The following is a 17,620-nucleotide window of genomic DNA, read 5'->3' on the forward strand; positions in this document are numbered from 1 at the left end:
TATACAGCACAAAAGCGCTTTTCTGGGAGCGACGGCGCTTCACTCGCGAATTTGGCAAGGGCCTTGCATTCCTATTGGGAAACTAACTTTCTTTTTAGGAATAAAAAGTCAGTCAAGGCCATCCACACTGTTTTGCCTTTCGCGAGGAGTGACGAGCAATGTTGCCAGCAGAAACCCAGCGCATCATCGACAAGCACGCAATCAAGTACGTGCTTGCGCAATTTGTGGATATCCACGGGGCGGCCAAAACCAAGTCGGTGCCTATCTGTGGGCTCAAGGCCGTGGCTGAAGAGGGGGCGGGTTTTGCCGGATTCGCGATCAGCGGCATGGGCATGGAGCCCCACGGGCCGGACTTCATGGCCCGCGGTGATTTGTCCACCCTGACCCCGGTGCCCTGGCAGCCGGGTTACGGGCGAGTGGTGTGCATCGGTCATGTCGACGGTAAGCCGCATCCGTATGACAGCCGTTATGTGTTGCAGCAACAAGTGCAGCGCCTGGCAGAAAAGGGTTGGACGCTCAACACCGGCCTGGAGCCCGAGTTCAACCTGATGCGCCGCGACGCACAGGGCAAACTGCAACTGGTGGACCCCAGCGACAACCTGGACAAGCCTTGTTATGACTACAAAGGCCTGTCGCGCTCCCGTGTTTTCCTGGAGCGGCTGACCGAAGCCTTGCAGGCAGTGGATTTCGAGGTCTATCAAATTGACCATGAAGACGCCAACGGCCAGTTCGAGATCAACTACACCTACAGCGACGCCATGACCTCGGCGGATCGCTTCACGTTTTTTCGCATGGCTGCCGGCGAAATCGCCAATGACCTGGGCATGATCTGCTCGTTCATGCCCAAGCCCGACCCGAAACGCGCCGGCAATGGCATGCATTTTCACCTGTCGATCAGCAGCGCCGAGAACAAGAACCTGTTCCATGATGCCAGCGACCCCAGCGGCATGGGCCTGTCGAAAATGGCTTATCACTTTGCCGCCGGCCTGCTGGCCCATGGCCCGGCGCTGTGTGCCTTCGCCGCGCCGACGGTCAACTCCTACAAGCGTCTGGTGGTCGGTAATTCGTTGTCCGGCGCGACCTGGGCGCCGGCCTTTATCGCCTTCGGCGCCAACAACCGTTCGGCCATGGTACGGGTGCCTTACGGCCGCCTGGAGTTCCGCCTGCCGGACGCCGGCTGCAATCCCTACCTGGTCAGCGCCGCGATCATCGCCGCCGGCCTGGATGGCATCGATCGCCAGTTGGAAATCGACCATGTCTGCAATGAGAACCTCTACAGCCTGAGCCTGGAACAGATCGCCGCGCGAGGCATCAAGACCCTGCCGCAATCGCTCAAGGAAGCCTGTGACGCCCTGGAAGCCGACCCGCTGTTCGCTGAGGTGCTGGGCCCGCAGATCGTAGGTGAGTTCATCAAGCTCAAGCGCATGGAATGGGTGGAATACAGCCGCCATGTCTCCGACTGGGAGATCCAGCGCTACACCGAATTTTTCTGACCCAGTGTTTTGACAACCATTCGGGCACCCGGCACGGCGTCGAGTGTTCACTGCCTCCGAAGGAGACTTGATATGTGTGGGATCGTAGGTCTTTACCTGAAAAATCCGCAGCTGGAGTCCCAGCTCGGCAAGCTCTTCGAACCAATGTTGCAGGCCATGACCGATCGTGGTCCGGACAGTGCCGGCTTCGCCATTTATGGCGATGAGGTGGCCGACGGCTGGATCAAGCTGACCCTGCAGGCGACCACCGACGGTTTCGACTGGAAAACCCTGATGGGTGAGCTGGAAGGGCGCCTTGGCTGCTCGCTGGACTGGTTCCAGAACGCCAGCGCTGCCGTGCTCAAGGTCAATGCCGAAGAGACGGCGGTACGTCTGGCCCTCGCCGAACTGGCGCCAAACGTGCGCATCATGAGCGCTGGCCAGAGCATCGAAATCCTCAAGGGAATGGGCTTGCCCCAGGAAATTTCCCAACGCTTCGGCCTGGCCGGCATGAAGGGCAGCCACATCATCGGCCACACCCGCATGGCCACTGAAAGCGCGGTGACCATGGAAGGCAGTCACCCGTTCTCTACTGGCTCTGACCTGTGCCTGGTGCACAACGGCTCGCTGTCCAATCACTTCCGCCTGCGTCAGGAACTCAAGCGCGAAGGCATTCACTTCGAGACCGACAACGACACCGAAGTGGCCGCCGGCTACCTGACCTGGCGCCTGCAGCAGGGCGACTCATTGAAAGAAGCGCTGGATCATTCGCTGGAGGATCTGGACGGTTTCTTCACCTTCGCCATCGGCACCCGCAACGGTTTTGCCGTAATCCGCGACCCGATTGCCTGCAAGCCGGCGATCCTCGCCGAGACCGACGATTACGTCGCCATGGCCTCCGAGTATCAGGCCCTGTCGAGCCTGCCGGGTATCGAGCATGCCAAGGTCTGGGAGCCGGTACCGGCCACTATGTACATCTGGGAACGCGAGTCAGCTTAAGGGGCGCACACATGAAAACCATCGATCTTTCCACTGCCACTGTGCGTGAACTCAATCAGGCGTTGCACGACCAGGTCAGCAACGTTGAAGACCGCGAATGGGTGGTGACGCATTCGGACGGCAAGCACAACCTCGCGGTCGGGGTGAACGAAGTGCTGTCCATCGATATCCAGGGTCACGCCGGCTACTACTGCGCGGGTATGAATCAGAAAGCCTCGATCACCGTCCACGGCAACGTCGGTGTCGGTTGCGCCGAGAACATGATGTCCGGCTACGTCCGCGTCAAAGGCAGCGCCTCCCAGGCGGCCGGTGCCACGGCCCATGGCGGGCTGCTGGTGATTGAAGGGGATGCCGGCGCGCGTTGCGGAATTTCCATGAAGGGCATCGACATTGTCGTAGGCGGCAGCATCGGCCACATGAGCTGCTTCATGGGCCAGGCCGGGCGATTGGTGGTCTGCGGTGATGCCGGCGATGCGCTGGGTGATTCCTTGTACGAGACCCACATCTACGTGAAGGGCAATGTGGAGTCCCTGGGCTCCGATTGCATCGAGAAAGAGATGCGTGCCGAGCACCTCCAAGAACTCCAGGACCTGTTGAACCGTGCCGGTTTCGCGCACAAGGCGGCTGACTTCAAGCGCTACGGTTCGGCCCGTCAGCTGTACAACTTCAAAGTCGATAACGCGTCCGCGTACTGATCCGCGCGAGGAGAACAGATATGAGCGACCTCACCAGCCAAAAAGCGGCACCCGTACTGCGCGAGTCAGCCACCTTCGATCGTCTGACCATCCAGGAAATCCAGCGTGCCGCCGAGACCGGCATCTACGATATTCGCGGCGGCGGCACCAAGCGCAAGCTGCCGCACTTCGATGACTTGCTGCTGCTTGGCGCCAGTGTTTCGCGTTACCCGTTGGAAGGCTATCGGGAGAAATGCGGCACCGATGTGATCCTCGGCAACCGCTTTGCCAAGAAGCCGATCCACTTGAAGATTCCGGTGACCATCGCCGGCATGAGTTTTGGTGCGTTGTCGGCCAATGCCAAGGAAGCCCTGGGCCGTGGCGCGACCATCGCGGGCACCAGCACCACCACCGGTGACGGCGGCATGACCCCGGAGGAGCGCGGCCAGTCGCAGCATTTGGTCTATCAGTACTTGCCGTCGCGCTACGGCATGAACCCGGACGATCTGCGCAAGGCTGACGCGATCGAAATCGTCCTGGGGCAAGGCGCCAAACCCGGTGGCGGCGGTATGTTGCTGGGGATGAAAGTCACCGAGCGCGTCGCCGGCATGCGCACCTTGCCGATTGGTGTTGATCAGCGCAGTGCCTGTCGTCACCCCGATTGGACCGGCCCGGATGACCTGGCGATCAAGATTGCCGAGATCCGCGAAATCACTGATTGGGAAAAACCGATCTACGTGAAAATCGGTGCCAGCCGGCCGTACTACGACGTCAAGCTGGCCGTGAAGGCCGGAGCGGATGTGATCGTGCTCGATGGCATGCAAGGCGGGACAGCGGCGACCCAGGAGGTCTTTATCGAGCACGTGGGGATTCCGATTTTGTCGGCCATCCCGCAAGCGGTACAGGCTTTGCAGGAGATGGGCATGCATCGCAAGGTCCAGCTGATCGTTTCTGGCGGAATTCGCAACGGTGCCGATGTGGCCAAGGCCATGGCACTGGGCGCGGATGCGGTGGCCATCGGGACGGCGGCGCTGATTGCCTTGGGTGATAACCATCCACGCCTGGACGAGGAACTGAAGAAAATCGGCTCGGCCGCCGGTTTCTACGATGACTGGCAGAACGGCCGCGACCCGGCCGGGATCACCACGCAGGACCCGGAGCTGTCCAAGCGACTGGATCCGGTGGAGGGGGGCCGCCGCTTGGCCAACTACCTGCGCGTCCTGGTGCTGGAAGCCCAGACCATGGCCCGGGCTTGCGGCAAGTCGCACCTGCACAACCTCGACCCCGAGGATCTGGTGGCGTTGACGGTGGAGTCAGCGGCCATGGCCCGGGTGCCGTTGGCGGGGACCAACTGGGTTCCAGGCTCTGGTACCGGTTATTGACAAAAACCTGTGGGAGCGAGCCTGCTCGCGATGACGGCGGCACCGTCAAAACTGCTGCAAGCTGACCCGCCGCTATCGCGAGCAGGCTCGCTCCCACAAGGGATCTGTGGCGTGCGCGATGCCTGTGAACGCCCCGGAAAAACCTGTGGGAGCGAGCTTGCTCGCGATGACGGTGGCACAGTCAAAACTGCTGCAAGCTGACCCACCGCTATCGCGAGCAGGCTCGCTCCCACAAGGGATCTGTGGCGTGCGCGATGCCTGTGAACGCCCCGGAAAAACCTGTGGGAGCGAGCTTGCTCGCGATGACGGTGGCACAGTCAAAACTGCTGCAAGCTGACCCACCGCTTTCGCGAGCAAGCCCGCTCCCACAAGTCCTGTTCCTGGCATTTATATTCGAGAGGCCGAAAAGGCCCGTCTCTCATTCTTTATTGCTCGCTGCCCGACACTCACCTTTCTTTGCAGGAGCTTTGAACATGGTCAATCGTCTTCTCGGCAAATCCCTTCTCGGTTTATTGGCGGCCGGTGCATTTGCGCCCTTGGCCCAGGCCGCCGATGCACCCGCCTTGAACACCGGCAGCACCGCCTGGATGGTCACTGCCGCGGTGCTGGTGCTGTTCATGTGTCTACCGGGACTGGCATTGTTTTACGGTGGCTTGGTCCGGGCAAAGAACATGCTTTCGCTGTTCACCCAATGCTTCGGCATCGCCGGCCTGGTCGGCGTGCTGTGGGTAATCTATGGCTACAGCATGGTGGTCGACAGCACCGGCATGATCGAGGGGCAGGTGACGTTCAACAGTTTCGTCGGTGGTTTGAGCCGGGCCTTTCTGGCGGGCATGACCCCGGAGAGCCTGGTTGGGGATATTCCGGAAGGTGTATTCGTGACCTTCCAGATGACCTTCGCGATCATCACCCCGGCGCTGATTGCCGGTGCATTCGCCGAACGCATGAAGTTTTCGGCGGCGCTGTGGTTCATGGCGTTGTGGTTCACCCTGGTGTACGCCCCGGTGGCGCATATGGTCTGGGGAGGCGCGGGCGCTTTGATGCACAACTGGGGCGTACTCGATTTCGCCGGTGGCACCGCCGTGCACATCAATGCCGGTGTCGCCGCTTTGGCCGCGTGCCTGATTCTCGGCAAGCGCAAGGGCTACCAGAACACGCCGATGCCCGCCCACAACCTGAGCCTGACCATGGCCGGTGCGGCGATGCTCTGGGTGGGCTGGTTCGGTTTCAACATCGGTTCCGGCGGTGGCCTCAACGGCACTTCTGGCATCGTCATGCTCAACACCCAATTGGGGGCGTGCGCCGGTATTCTCGGCTGGATGTTCACCGAGTGGTTCAAGGTTGGCAAACCGAGTGCTTTGGGCTTGGCCAGTGGTGCCTTGGCGGGTCTGGTGGGCATCACGCCGGCGTGCGCGTATGTCGGCGTCGGCGGTGCGTTGGCCATCGGTTTGTTGTGTGGAGTGTTCTGCTACCTGAGTGTCACCGTGCTCAAGCGGCGCTTCGGTTATGACGACAGCCTCGACGTGTTCGGCTTGCACGGCATTGGCGGGATGATCGGCGCGGTGTTGACCGGGGTGTTCTGTGTGCCGTCGGTGGGGGGATTGGTCGAAGGCGTGACCATGGGGGCTCAGGTCGTGGCGCAAATCAAAGGCGTACTGCTGACGACGGTTTACTGTTTTGTCATCAGTTGGGTCATTCTCAAGGTGATCAACGCGGTGATCGGTTTGCGCGCCGATGAGTCGGTGGAGGAGATGGGGCTGGACCTGGCTGAACACAACGAGCGTGCTTACAACCACTGATAGTTACGGTTGTTTTTGGCTTTATTTGAGAAGGCCCGATATTTATATGGTTTGGCGTGCATATCCGTTTTTGCGGTAACGGATATACACACCAATCCCACCCAAAAAACACGCTAGGAACGGAAGATCAGAATCTCCGGGAACGATCAAGTAAACAGCATTACACCCTCGAACGGGTCGTACGCATTGTGCTCAACTCACCACCAGATGGCTGGCAGATGTCTGCCCGCGGGCCTGGGCCGCATGCTGCAACTGGCTGGCGATCAGGGTGTTCTTCAGCAGATAGGCAATGGTCATCGGCCCGACGCCACCGGGTACTGGCGTGATTGCGCTGGCGACGGTGCGCGCGCTGGCGTAGTCGACATCACCCACCAGATGGCTGCCGGATTCGTCCGTAATGCGATTGATCCCGACATCGATCACCACGGCGCCAGGCTTGAGCCAACTGGCATCGATCAGCCCGGGACGGCCTACCGCCGCGACGACGATATCGGCCAGTCGACACAACGCCGGGGCATCGACGCTGCGTGAGTGCACCACGCTGACCGAACAGTGAGCCTGCAACAACAAGGTCGCCATGGGCTTGCCGACGATGTTCGAGCGCCCGACGACCACGGCGTGCAAGCCGCTCACATCGCCGCAGGTTTCGTGCAGTAGACGCATGCAGCCGCTGGGCGTGCAGGGTGTCAGCACTTCCATGCCTTGCACCAGGCCGCCGACGTTCTCGCGATGAAAACCGTCCACGTCCTTGACCGGGTCGATGGCCTGGATGACTGCCGCTTCGTCGATATGTCCCGGCAACGGCAACTGCACCAGAATGCCGTTCACCGTGACATCGGCGTTCAGGTGGGCAATCAGTTCCAGTACCTGGTGCTGGCTGGCATTGGCTGGCAGACGGTACTCCAGGGAGCGAATGCCGACTTCCTTGGCCCGCAGCAATTTGTTGCGCACGTAAACCTCGCTGGCCGGATCTTCGCCCACCAACAATACAGCCAGGGCGGGGTAGATGTGCCGGTGCGCGAGGGCCAGAACCTCTTCTCGAACCTCGTCGAGAACCAGGGCGGAGATGGCCTTGCCGTCGATATCGCGAGCAAGTGCGGGGGTGGTGCCGATCAAAAGAGTCACCGTTGTCTTGGATGATAGAGGGGCGAAATAATCACCGAGGCGTCGTTGCGCCTCGATGATTCATCAGGGATCTGCAAGCAAAGGGTGTTCAGACTACCAATTGATGGCTGCCGTACACCACTAGAACACCTGCGACCAGCGTGAGGTAAGGCAACCAGCCCGCGCGTTTTTGACCCGTATCAGCCTGGACGTAGAGATCGTTAAGCATGGCTTCGGGGAAGTGCCCGTTGTCCTGCACATAGTGGCGGTAGCAGAACACCGGCAGGATCAACAGCGCCAGCAGCAGGCCGGTCGTCAGGGTTCCCGCGCCCCAGATATCGGCGCCCAGCCCCATGCAGGCCAGGTTGACGAAGCTCAGCACACCACCGGCCGCCAGGAGCACGGTAGGGGCTTTGTACGGGCGTATCCAGTCGGGACGATCCAGACGATGGATCCAGCCTGCGTTGAGATTGAGGAAGTTGAAGATGATGTAGCTGACGTTGGACGCCGCGAGCACGAAGACATAGTCGGACATCAGCAACAGCAGCAGGTTGAAACACAGGTCGGTCCACATCGCGGCGGTGGGCGCGCCGTGTTCATTGGTGCGGCCCAGGTACTTCGGCAGCCAGCCATCCACCGACGCCTGGTACAAGGTGCGCGATGAGCCGGACATCGACGTCATGATCGCCAGCAGGGTGGCCAGGACCAGCATGATCAGCACGATGTTGGCGACCAGTTTACCGCCGCCGATACTGTCCGCCATCACCTGGCCGACGCCCATGCCGCTGTAGATCGCGGGCGACAACAGGCCGCTGTAGACTGCCGGCGAAACCACTGCACCGCTGGCGTCCAGCACGGCCGGTGTCACCAGTTGGCCGAGTCCCAGGCTGCCTTGAAACGCCAGCGGCACGAGGGTGAACACCAGAATGCACAGCAGACCCGCATAGAAAATCGCCTTGAACGTGTCGCGCTTGGGGTCTTTGAATTCCCGTGTGTAGCACACCGCCGTTTCGAAGCCGTAGGTGGACCACGCGGCCATGAACAGACCGCCGGCCATCAGTGTCCAGCCGGACAGATCCCAGGGCCCATCGATCACTTGCCCGGCATCATCATGGGCCAGGGGGTACAACGGCAGGAAATTGGCCTGGGCCGCATCGCCGGTGAGCAACGGCACCACGCCCACCAGCAGCAAGGGGATCAGCGACGTCACGCCGAGCACCAGGGTCAGGCGCGCCGAGCGCAGAATACCGCCATGCTGCACGGCGAACACCGTCAGCAGGATCAACAGACCGATGGCGAATGTCGCATTGATCCGCAACGACAGGCCGCTCTTGATCCAACCCAGATCGAGCAGGGTCAATTGCCAGGTATTGATCAACGCGTCGGCGGGAAACAGTGCGGTGAGTATGTAGCCGGCTGCCAGCCCTGAACCGATCGACAGCACCGGCGACCAGGCCAGCCAGTTGCACCACACCGAAACCGGTGCGATCAGCTTGCTGTAGCGTACCCAGGCGACCGCGCCATAGACCGAGGCGCCGCCGGATTTGTGCGGGAACAGTCCGGCGATTTCGGCATAGGTGAAGGCTTGGATAAACCCGAACAGGATCGACACGATCCAGACGATCCAGGCCGGTTTGCCCACCGTGGCGGCAATCGCGCCGATTGAAAACAGCACCAGCGCGGGCACGCCACTGGCAACCCAGAAAGCCCCGCGCCAATCGATCTTGCGGTGCAGGCTGCCAACGGTGCTGGCGGCCTGCGGTACGGTCTCGAACGTAGTCGCTTCCATCTTCGTATTCCCATGTCTGAGTAGCGGAGTAGTGGGGGCAGTCAAAGTCAGGGTGGCGCCCAGGTCCGTCTGGTCGATCAACTGCGCACCCGGCTCTTTTGCGGGTCGTAGAAAATCGCTGCGGTGACCTCGGCGCTGATGCGCTTCTGCAGGCCATCGACTTTGCCGATCTCAAGCGTCGTGCCGACGTCGGCGCAGGCCACGTCGACCCGGCACAGCGCGATGTTGCTGGCCAGCAGCGGCGAGCGGCAGGCACTGGTGATGACCCCGACCTGGGCCCGGCCGCGATACACCGGGTCCCCATGGTGGGCGGCTTCGTTGCCACTCAGTTGCAGGCCCACCAGCTTTTGAGCGGGGTGGGCACTGCGCCGCAACAGCGCATCACGGCCGATGAAGTCGTCGGTTTTGCTGTTCATCGGCACAGAAAAACCGATACCTGCCTCGAAAGGATCGGTCTGGTCGCTGAACTCGTAGCCGGCGAAAATCAGTCCGGCTTCGATGCGCAGCATGTCCAGTGCTTCCAGGCCCAGCGGTACCAGGCCCAGCGGTTGGCCCAGTTGCCAGATCCGGTCCCAGACCCGCTCGGCATCTTCGGGCTGGCACCAGACTTCGTAGCCCAGTTCGCCGGTGTAACCGGTGCGCGAGATCATCAGCGGGCAGCCGTCGTAACCATCCAGGCGGCCCACCAGGAAGCGGAACCAGCCGAGGGTTTCCAGGCTCGGTTGGGTCGCTGGGGTCCAGACCATCTGCTTTAGCAGTTCACGACTCATCGGGCCCTGGACGGCCAGGTTGTGAATCTGCTCGCTGGCGGATTTGACCCAGACCTTCATGCCGAGCCTTTGCGCCTGTTCGCGCAGCCAGACTCCGGCGTAATCCTCACCGCAGATCCAGCGGAAATTATCCGGGCCCAGGCGCAGCAGGGTGCCATCGTCGAGCATGCCGCCATGCTCGTGGCACATCGCCGAGTACACCACTTGACCCACCGCCAGGCGCCGCACATCCCGAGTCAGGCAGTACTGCAACAAGGCTTCGGCGTCGGGGCCGAGGATTTCGAATTTGCGCAGGGCGGTCAGGTCCATCACCGCGACGCGTTCGCGGCAACCGAGGTATTCCTCGATGGCGCCATAGCCGTCGTAGCGCAGCGGCAGCCACCAGTTTCGGTAGTCGGTAAAGCTGCCAGTCAAGGCGCTGGTGCGTGAGTGGAACGCGGACTCACGGGTGAGGATCGGGTCGGCATCGGCCGTGGTTCGAGTACTCATGGCGATGGAAAAACGCTCCTTTTCGCTGTAGAGGCGGACATGGATATCGGTCGGGTTCCAGCCGTTGGCCGGGTCGATGTCATCCGGGCATGAGGTGCTGCCACACAGCAGATCGGTCATGGCTCGCAGCAGCACGTAGTCGCCGGGACGCGACCAGGGCTCGTCCAATGTCATCTGCTGGTGGGCGTCGATCCCGGTGTTGAAGAACAGATTGATCGCCGGCCAACCGCTGCGAGCCTTGACCCCGTGAGGCGCCAAGGCCCGGCTCAGGTTGTCGCTGCAGTTGTCGTGCCCGAAGTAGCCATGGCTCTCGTAGTAACGCGCGGCACAGGCCAGGGCGAAGGAGTCGTGGCGGCCGACGGTGTCACGCACCACTTCCAGCATCGGTTGCATCTGCCGGTCAAAAAACTTCGAGAACAGTCCCGGTGCCGGGTAGGCGCTGCCGTTCAAGGTGCGGGTAACGGTCTGGTCCAGGTCCAGTTCCTGGCCGCGATCCAACGCCCGCCGATCGAGGGCGACGAAGTCCGAGCATTGGCGGCCGGCGACGTCGAGCACCTGCACGTATTGCCCTTTGCCGACCGTGTAGCTGTGGGCGGTGCCGGCGTGAAGAGTGAATTCGTCGAGCAACTCGCCCAACGGTTCGGGTAATGCCGGGAGCAGCAGCGACGAGGGATTGGCCCGAGTCACCCACAACCGCAGCTCGCTGGGCCGGTATTGCCGATCGACGGACGTGGGACCGGCGGGCGCGGCGACAATCACCAACAGTTCATCGCTGGCGACAAACTGGCGGCTGAAGTCGGCAGGGCTGTCCTCGTCCCAGAGTGAAGCGGCATTGGGCAGGTGGTAGGGATCAACGCCGCGTCGGCGCAACGCCTGGTGGATACGTCGAGCTTGCAAGGTCGGTTCGGCGAGCCTTGTGCCGATGAACCCGCAGGCCGCCGAACCGCTCAACGCCCAGGCCGCCAGCGCGCTGCGACCGTGGGTGTCCACGGCCAGCAGTTCACAGGATTGCTGGCCTTCAAGGTCGATCACTTGCAGGCTGTCGCCGGGCTGCAAGGCCACCAGCGTCAGGCCGCCGGCCGCCACCCGATAGCGCTCCAGGGCCGGGGCCCGGGCAAAGAGTCCGGGCTCGCGCGGATGGGAAACACGAGGTGCGTTCATGGTGGGGCTCCCGGGTCAACCGATCGACTTGACGGACATCGGCGGCTCAGCGAGGTACGCCGCCATCGAGTCGTCCAGTGCATGCAACCAAGGGGTGTGGTGCGGCGGTGACTGGGTTCCGGTCATCAACGAGCGATAGGACTTGTCGCGATAACCCATGATGTTCTCCGCTTTGTCGTGCTTCCAGTGCAGGAAGGTTTCATTGACGGCGGCGATGTCGAAGTTCGGGTAGTCGGTGGCGTCCACCAGGTGCTGGATGTAGGCGCCCTGGTATTCGAACATTTGCTGGTTGGTTTCCAGTGTCTGTTCCTGTTCGTGCCATTGCCGGCTGTCGGCGATCATTTCGGCCTGGCCGGGCAGTTGAATGCGCCCCAGGATGACATCGCGGGCGTACCAGGCTTGGGCGTCGAACATGTTGAACGAGTACCACTGGTCCTGCATGCCGAGGTAGATCAGTTGCGGGTTGGGCTCCCAGAAAATGCCTTTGTACAGGTTCATCGGCCATAGCCGGTTATCGGTCTTGAGGCACAGTTCGTCCGGCAGGAAGGGGAAGTGATGTTTGTAGCCGGTGCAGAGGATCACCGCATCGATGTGCTTGTGGGTGCCGTCGATAAAGTACGCACGGTTTTTTTCCAGGCGCTGCAACAACGGTTTTTCTTCCCAATTGGCGGGCCAGTCATAGCCCATGGGCGCGGTGCGGTAGCAACTGGTGATGCTGCGGGCGCCGTATTTGTAGCACTGGGAACCGATGTCTTCGGCAGAATAGCTGCTGCCGACGATGAGCAGATCCTTGCCCTTGAACTCCAGCGCTTCACGGAAATCATGGGCATGCAGGATGCGCCCGCCGAACTGCTCGAAGCCGGGGAAGTACGGCATCTTCGGCGTCGAAAAGTGCCCGCAGGCGTTGATCACATAATCGAACTGCTCCGAGGTCTGGGTATCGCTGCCGTGGTCGTGGGCAACCACCGTGAAGCGGCGAGTCTCATGGTCAAAGGTGACCTGGCGCACCACGTTGTTGAACCGGATGAAATCCCGTACCCCGGCTTTTTCGACCCGGCCCTTGATGTAATCCCAGAGCACTTCCCGCGGCGGGTAAGAGCCGATGGGGCGGCCAAAATGCTCTTCGAAGGTGTAGTCGGCGAACTCCAGGCATTCCTTCGGGCCGTTCGACCACAGGTAGCGGTACATGCTGCCATGCACCGGTTCGCCGTTCTCGTCCAGACCGGTGCGCCAGGTGTAGTTCCACATGCCGCCCCAATCCTGCTGTTTTTCAAAGCACACCAGTTCGGGAATGGCGGTGCCCTGGTCGCGGGCTGACTGGAAGGCGCGAAGTTGAGCCAGGCCGCACGGGCCGGCGCCGATGATTGCTACGCGTAGTGTCATGAGCGTGCCTCCTGAAGGGTTTCAGCGAAAGATCACTGTCTTGTCCTGGTTGATGAACACCCGGTGTTCCAGGTGGTATTTCAGGGCTTTGGAAAGGGCGACGGTTTCGGTGTCACGGCCGATGGCAACCAGCGAATCGGGCAGGTGCGTATGGTCGACGCGCTGGATTTCCTGCTCGATGATCGGCCCCTCGTCGAGGTCGCTGGTGACGTAATGGGCGGTCGCGCCGATCAGCTTCACGCCCCGGTCATACGCCTGGTGATAGGGTTTGGCGCCCTTGAAACAGGGCAGGAACGAGTGATGGATGTTGATGGCCCGACCGGACAGTTGCTGGCACAGGCCGTCGGAGAGAATTTGCATATAGCGGGCGAGCACCACCAGGTCGGTCTGGGTGTCTTCGACAATGCGCATCAGCTCGACTTCCTGGCTGGCCTTGCTGTCCTTGGTGACCGGCAGGTAGATGAAGCGAATGCCTTCACGTTCGGCCATGGCCCGCAGGTCCAGGTGATTGGAGACCACGGCAGTGATGTGCATGTCCATCTCGCCCTTGCGGTGGCGGTACAGCAGGTCGGTCAGGCAATGGTCGAATTTGCTGACCATCAGCAGCACTCGGGTCGGCTGGCTCGAGCAGAACAGTTGCCACTGCATGTCGAAGCCGCCGGCCAGGTCGCCCAGGTCTTCACGCAGGGCGCCAATATCGCCGGTCACGCCGGTGTTGAAACGAAAGACCGCGCGCATGAAAAACTGCCCGGTGAACTCATCGTCGAATTGCGCGAGCTCACTGATGTAGCACTGTTGCCGAGCCAGGCAGGTACTGATCGCGGCGACGATGCCGGACGCCGCCGGGCAGTTGATCTTGAGAATGTAGTGTTCGCTGGAGGTGTCCATCGAGGGCTCCCTGTGCAAAGTGGTGGAGGCTCAGCCCTTGGCCGTGCGCTTGGTTTTTTCCGGGTCGTCGAAGGGAAGGGCATGGGTCACCGCGGCGCTTTCCTGGCTGCCACGCACCTGCAAGGCAATCCCGGGAACCGAGCAGGCGACGTCCATGCGAGCGATGGCCATCGAACGTTTGCTCAGGCGCGAATACATGCCGCAGGTGATCACCCCGACTTGCTGGTTGCCCTGCCACAGGGTGTCGCCAGCCTCGGCGGCGCGCACGCCTTCGAGCAACACGCCGGTGATCTTGAAACGCTCCTGGCCACGCAACCGGAAGTGCTCCTCGGCGCCACGAAATTCGCGTTTGTCTGGAGAAACGGTGAAATCCAGGCCCATTTCCCACAGGGTGTCGCCGGCCTTCTGGTCGGCGAAGGGGTACATCTGCGAGTTGTCGTAGGGAAAAAACATCAGCGAGCTTTCCACCCGCAGCCAGTCCAGGGCGGTAAAGGCGCAGGGGATGATGCCCAGGCCCGCGCCCTGTTCGAGGATCTTGTCCCACAGCGCCGGAGCATCGGCTGCCTTGCAGAAGATCTCGTAGCCGCGTTCGCCGGTGTAGCCGGTGCGAGAGATCATCACCGGGCGATCGAACAGGCGGGTTTGCAGGTGATGGAAATAGGGCAGTTGGCGAATCCCGGGGACGTGCTCGGCGAGAAAGTCCACCGCCAGCGGCCCTTGCAGCGACAGGTCGTGCAGGTCGTCGTCGAACAGCACCGCCACTTGCCGGCCCTGGGATGAACGCACCAGCATTTCGTGACCGCTACCGGCGCCGTGGACCACCATGAACGCGTTAGGCCCGGTGCGGTAGACGATGCAGTCATCGACGAACTTGCCTTCCTCGTCGAGCATTGAGGCATACACCGATTTGCCGGGGTAGAGCTTGGCGATGTCGCGGGTCGTGGCCCATTGCAGCAGGCTTTCGGCATGGGGGCCGACGTAGTGGACTTTCTTCAGCCCGGAAACGTCCATCAGCCCGGCGCGGGTGCGGATCGCTTGATGGTGATCGGCCAGGTCGCTGGCATAGGTCCAGGCAGTGCCCATGCCGTTCCAGTCTTCCAGGTTCGAGCCGAGTGCGCGGTGCCGTTCGGCCAGTGCAGAAATACGCCATGAATGAGCCATGTGAGGATCCTTGTCGGTGAAAGTGGGTCAGGGTTCAGGCCTGGTCGAAGCGGCTCAGCCACTGGACCAGGGTCTGTCGGTAGCGGCTCATGCCTTTGTAGTCGGCAATCGGCTCGGGCAGGTCGCGCAGCACGCGGTGCAGGCGACAACCCCAGCCGGGTTGAGTGACCAGTTCGTCCATGCTGATCAGGTAGGTGCGGATGCTGAACATCACCGCGTTACTGCGCGGCAGACGGGCCATCACTTGCAGTTCGACGCGCAGATGCACCCGTTGCCCGACGTTTTCGGCGGTGATGCGGCCGCGATCGGCGCCCCATTCATGGAAAGTTTCGGGCGAGGAGTCCAGGCGCGGGTTGATGGTCAGCGTCCAGTTCAGGCGCCGCACCGGCTGGCCCACTTGCAGGTTGAGCAGGTACTTCAGCGCGCGGTCGAACACGCCCATCTGATGGGCTATGGGCACCGGTGAATGCCACTGCTTGAAGCTCATGCCGGCGTCGAAGGCCAGGGACCAGTCGGCCGGGCTGGTGACCAGGCCGGCGTCCATGTACAGATCGCCGTCGCGCTGATCGAGCAGGGCAAAATCGCCCTGCACCTGGCGGCCGATGAATTCCAGCGGCTCGCAGGGCAGGCTGGTGGCGTCACCGAAGACAAAGTGTTGATCGATATTGAGCAGCGTGTTGTGCCAATGCCAGTGATCACCGTCACGCGCCAGCTGGAACCACTGCGGATAGTCAGTGGCGAGGTGTTCCATGAGCATCTGCAGCGCATCCCAGGCGGCCACTTGCATGTGCGGCATCACCAGATAGCGGCGTGGATCCTTGTCCAGCACCAGGGCGCGTTCGGCCATTTCCGAACGGTAGTGTTCGTCGATGTCGAAGCCGTGCTGGTAAACCGAGCCCGGATCCCGGGAAGTCGCCGGTTCGATGTTCACCGAATACAGGTAGCTGTCCTCGGTGAAGGGGAAGGGAAAACGGCGGATGGCCGTGGGGCTGTTGCGAAAGCTGAAGTCGTCTCGGTAACTCTGCACGGGGCTTGATTGAATGGTCATGGTCGACTCCTAAAGATCCAGCGAAACGCAAGGGCCGCAGCCGCGGGAGACACAGGGCATGAGAAATTCAGCCTGCTCGGCGGGGCTGAGAAAGCTGTCGCGGTGTTCGATTTTTCCGCCCACGTGGCGGGTCATGCATTGGCCACAGACGCCGCCGCGGCACAGGTTGGGGATTTGCAGTCCAGCGGATTCCAGGGCTTCGAGCAGGCTTTGTTCGCCGCCGACCCGCAGGCGTCGGCCACTGCGCAGCAGTTCCAGGTCAAAGGACTGGCCCGGTTTTGCGGCATTGAAGGCTTCCCAGTGCACCCGGCCGGGCGGCCAGCCGAGGGCTCTGGCCTGTTGCCGAACCGCATCGAGCAACGGTTGCGGACCACAGGTGTAAACGTGGCTGCCCATCGGCCGATCCCGCAGGATGTGGTTCAGGTCCGGGCGGCAGGCGTAGGTGTGCAGTCGCGATCCCAGCCGCTGTTGCAACTCCTCGACATAGGCATCGCTCAGGCCCGGGCGATAGACGTAGTGCAATTCGAAGGGGGCTTGGCTTTGTTCCAGGGCCGCGATGTAGGCCATGAACGGCGTGATGCCGATGCCTCCGGCGATCAGGATGTGCAGGCCGGCGGTCGAGTGCGGCGCGAACAGATTGGCCGGCGGCGAAATCTGCAGCGTATCGCCGATCTGGACGTGCCGATGCAGGTAGTGCGAGCCGCCGCGAGAGGCTTCCTGCAGGCGTACGGCGATGCGGTAATGCCGATTGTCCGCAGGGTCGCTGGTCAGCGAGTAGGCATTGCGCACCTTGCCTTCGGTCAGTGGCAGGTGAACCTGCACGTGGCTGCCGGGGGAGAATCCTGGCAGTGGTCCGGTGCAAGCTTGCAGGGTGAATTCTCGCACCACCGGCGTGAGCATTCTTGCCGCACTGACCCGCACCTCAAGCGCGACGCTCATGGCCTTACTCCGGCGTAAGGCTGGTCGGGGTTGCTGCAAACGCCAAGGTATGCCCCCAGGCGTTGGGAAAAGTGTTCGCGCACTTCCAGCCCGACGTCGCAACCGATGCAGGTTAACCGCGGTTCCGGCTCGGCAGCCTGGGTCAGGCCACAATGCACGCAATACACCAGGCGCGGGCCGGGTAACGTGCGGGTGATGTCGATCTCGGCATTTTCCAGTCCGGCGCTGCGGGCCTCGCCGTGGATGCGCCAGATAAAGGCCTCGTCGCCCATGATGTAGAGATGGCTGCCGACGGTGGCATTGACCAGCACCTGATGCAAGCGCCGGGCAAAGTCGGCGTTCTCGCCGTTCAGTACCAGGGGCTGTTCCAGTGTGCCGACAATGGGGGAGCAGGCGGCCGCCGATTGCATGACCACGATGTGCCGGGTGGCGCTTTCACGCGGCAGCGGCTGGCGATAGCACGGGAGGCTGTGAAGTCGGTCCGGGGCGGCGCAGTGTCTATCCGTCATGTGGGCTTTCCTGGCTGATCCGCGCCTGTCGAAGGGCGGGAAAGGGCGTGTTT

General features: G+C 61.9%; 14 protein-coding genes. 5 read left to right on the forward strand and 9 right to left on the reverse strand.

Features of this window, described 5'->3' with window-relative positions:
• Positions 1–158: 158 nt before the first annotated feature.
• The 5 genes from glnT to PBDP_RS12155 all read left to right on the forward strand — a co-directional run bounded on the left by glnT (position 159) and on the right by PBDP_RS12155 (position 6,326).
• Entirely contained in the window at positions 159–1,493 is a 1,335-nt protein-coding gene (glnT, locus tag PBDP_RS12135; RefSeq protein WP_109755154.1) for a type III glutamate--ammonia ligase, read from the forward strand.
• 72 nt (positions 1,494–1,565) lie between these two features.
• Entirely contained in the window at positions 1,566–2,471 is a 906-nt protein-coding gene (locus PBDP_RS12140) for a class II glutamine amidotransferase (protein WP_212802294.1), read from the forward strand.
• A gap of 11 nt (positions 2,472–2,482) precedes the next feature.
• On the forward strand, positions 2,483–3,166 hold the full coding sequence (locus PBDP_RS12145) for a GltB/FmdC/FwdC-like GXGXG domain-containing protein (protein WP_109755152.1): 684 nt from the start codon (positions 2,483–2,485) through the stop codon (positions 3,164–3,166).
• Positions 3,167–3,186: 20 nt separating this feature from the next.
• Complete coding sequence (locus tag PBDP_RS12150; protein WP_109755151.1) at positions 3,187–4,527, forward strand: FMN-binding glutamate synthase family protein; 1,341 nt, start codon at positions 3,187–3,189, stop codon at positions 4,525–4,527.
• A gap of 473 nt (positions 4,528–5,000) precedes the next feature.
• Entirely contained in the window at positions 5,001–6,326 is a 1,326-nt protein-coding gene (locus PBDP_RS12155) for an ammonium transporter (RefSeq protein WP_116832114.1), read from the forward strand.
• Positions 6,327–6,518: 192 nt separating this feature from the next.
• Here the strand turns inward: PBDP_RS12155 and PBDP_RS12160 are convergent, their stop codons facing one another.
• The 9 genes from PBDP_RS12160 to PBDP_RS12200 form a co-directional block, all read right to left on the reverse strand.
• Positions 6,519–7,442 (reverse strand): bifunctional 5,10-methylenetetrahydrofolate dehydrogenase/5,10-methenyltetrahydrofolate cyclohydrolase, encoded by a 924-nt coding sequence (locus PBDP_RS12160; RefSeq protein WP_178082497.1) that lies wholly within the window; start codon positions 7,440–7,442, stop codon positions 6,519–6,521.
• 97 nt (positions 7,443–7,539) lie between these two features.
• A complete protein-coding gene (locus tag PBDP_RS12165; protein WP_212802295.1) occupies positions 7,540–9,219 on the reverse strand; it encodes an APC family permease in 1,680 nt (559 codons plus the stop codon).
• Positions 9,220–9,296: 77 nt separating this feature from the next.
• A complete protein-coding gene (locus tag PBDP_RS12170; protein ID WP_212802296.1) occupies positions 9,297–11,639 on the reverse strand; it encodes a trimethylamine N-oxide demethylase in 2,343 nt (780 codons plus the stop codon).
• Positions 11,640–11,654: 15 nt separating this feature from the next.
• Positions 11,655–13,022 carry a trimethylamine monooxygenase gene (locus PBDP_RS12175; RefSeq protein ID WP_212802297.1) on the reverse strand — a complete coding sequence of 456 codons (1,368 nt, stop codon included), beginning with the start codon at positions 13,020–13,022 and terminating at the stop codon, positions 11,655–11,657.
• A 21-nt stretch (positions 13,023–13,043) separates the two neighbouring features.
• The gene (purU, locus tag PBDP_RS12180; RefSeq protein WP_212802298.1) at positions 13,044–13,910 is read right to left on the reverse strand and encodes a formyltetrahydrofolate deformylase; all 867 of its coding nucleotides are present in this window, start codon (positions 13,908–13,910) and stop codon (positions 13,044–13,046) included.
• Between the two features lie 30 nt (positions 13,911–13,940).
• On the reverse strand, positions 13,941–15,071 hold the full coding sequence (locus PBDP_RS12185; protein ID WP_212802299.1) for an aminomethyl transferase family protein: 1,131 nt from the start codon (positions 15,069–15,071) through the stop codon (positions 13,941–13,943).
• 34 nt (positions 15,072–15,105) lie between these two features.
• The gene (locus tag PBDP_RS12190; RefSeq protein WP_212802300.1) at positions 15,106–16,119 is read right to left on the reverse strand and encodes a heme-dependent oxidative N-demethylase family protein; all 1,014 of its coding nucleotides are present in this window, start codon (positions 16,117–16,119) and stop codon (positions 15,106–15,108) included.
• A 9-nt stretch (positions 16,120–16,128) separates the two neighbouring features.
• The gene (locus PBDP_RS12195) at positions 16,129–17,058 is read right to left on the reverse strand and encodes a PDR/VanB family oxidoreductase (protein WP_212802301.1); all 930 of its coding nucleotides are present in this window, start codon (positions 17,056–17,058) and stop codon (positions 16,129–16,131) included.
• Positions 17,055–17,567 (reverse strand): dimethylamine monooxygenase subunit DmmA family protein, encoded by a 513-nt coding sequence (locus PBDP_RS12200; protein WP_212802302.1) that lies wholly within the window; start codon positions 17,565–17,567, stop codon positions 17,055–17,057. The genes PBDP_RS12195 and PBDP_RS12200 overlap by 4 nt, the downstream gene beginning before the upstream one ends.
• Positions 17,568–17,620: the final 53 nt, after the last annotated feature.

Origin of the sequence: Pseudomonas sp. St290 (genome assembly GCF_018325805.1) — a bacterium.
Taxonomy (GTDB): Bacteria; Pseudomonadota; Gammaproteobacteria; order Pseudomonadales; family Pseudomonadaceae; genus Aquipseudomonas; species Aquipseudomonas bijieensis.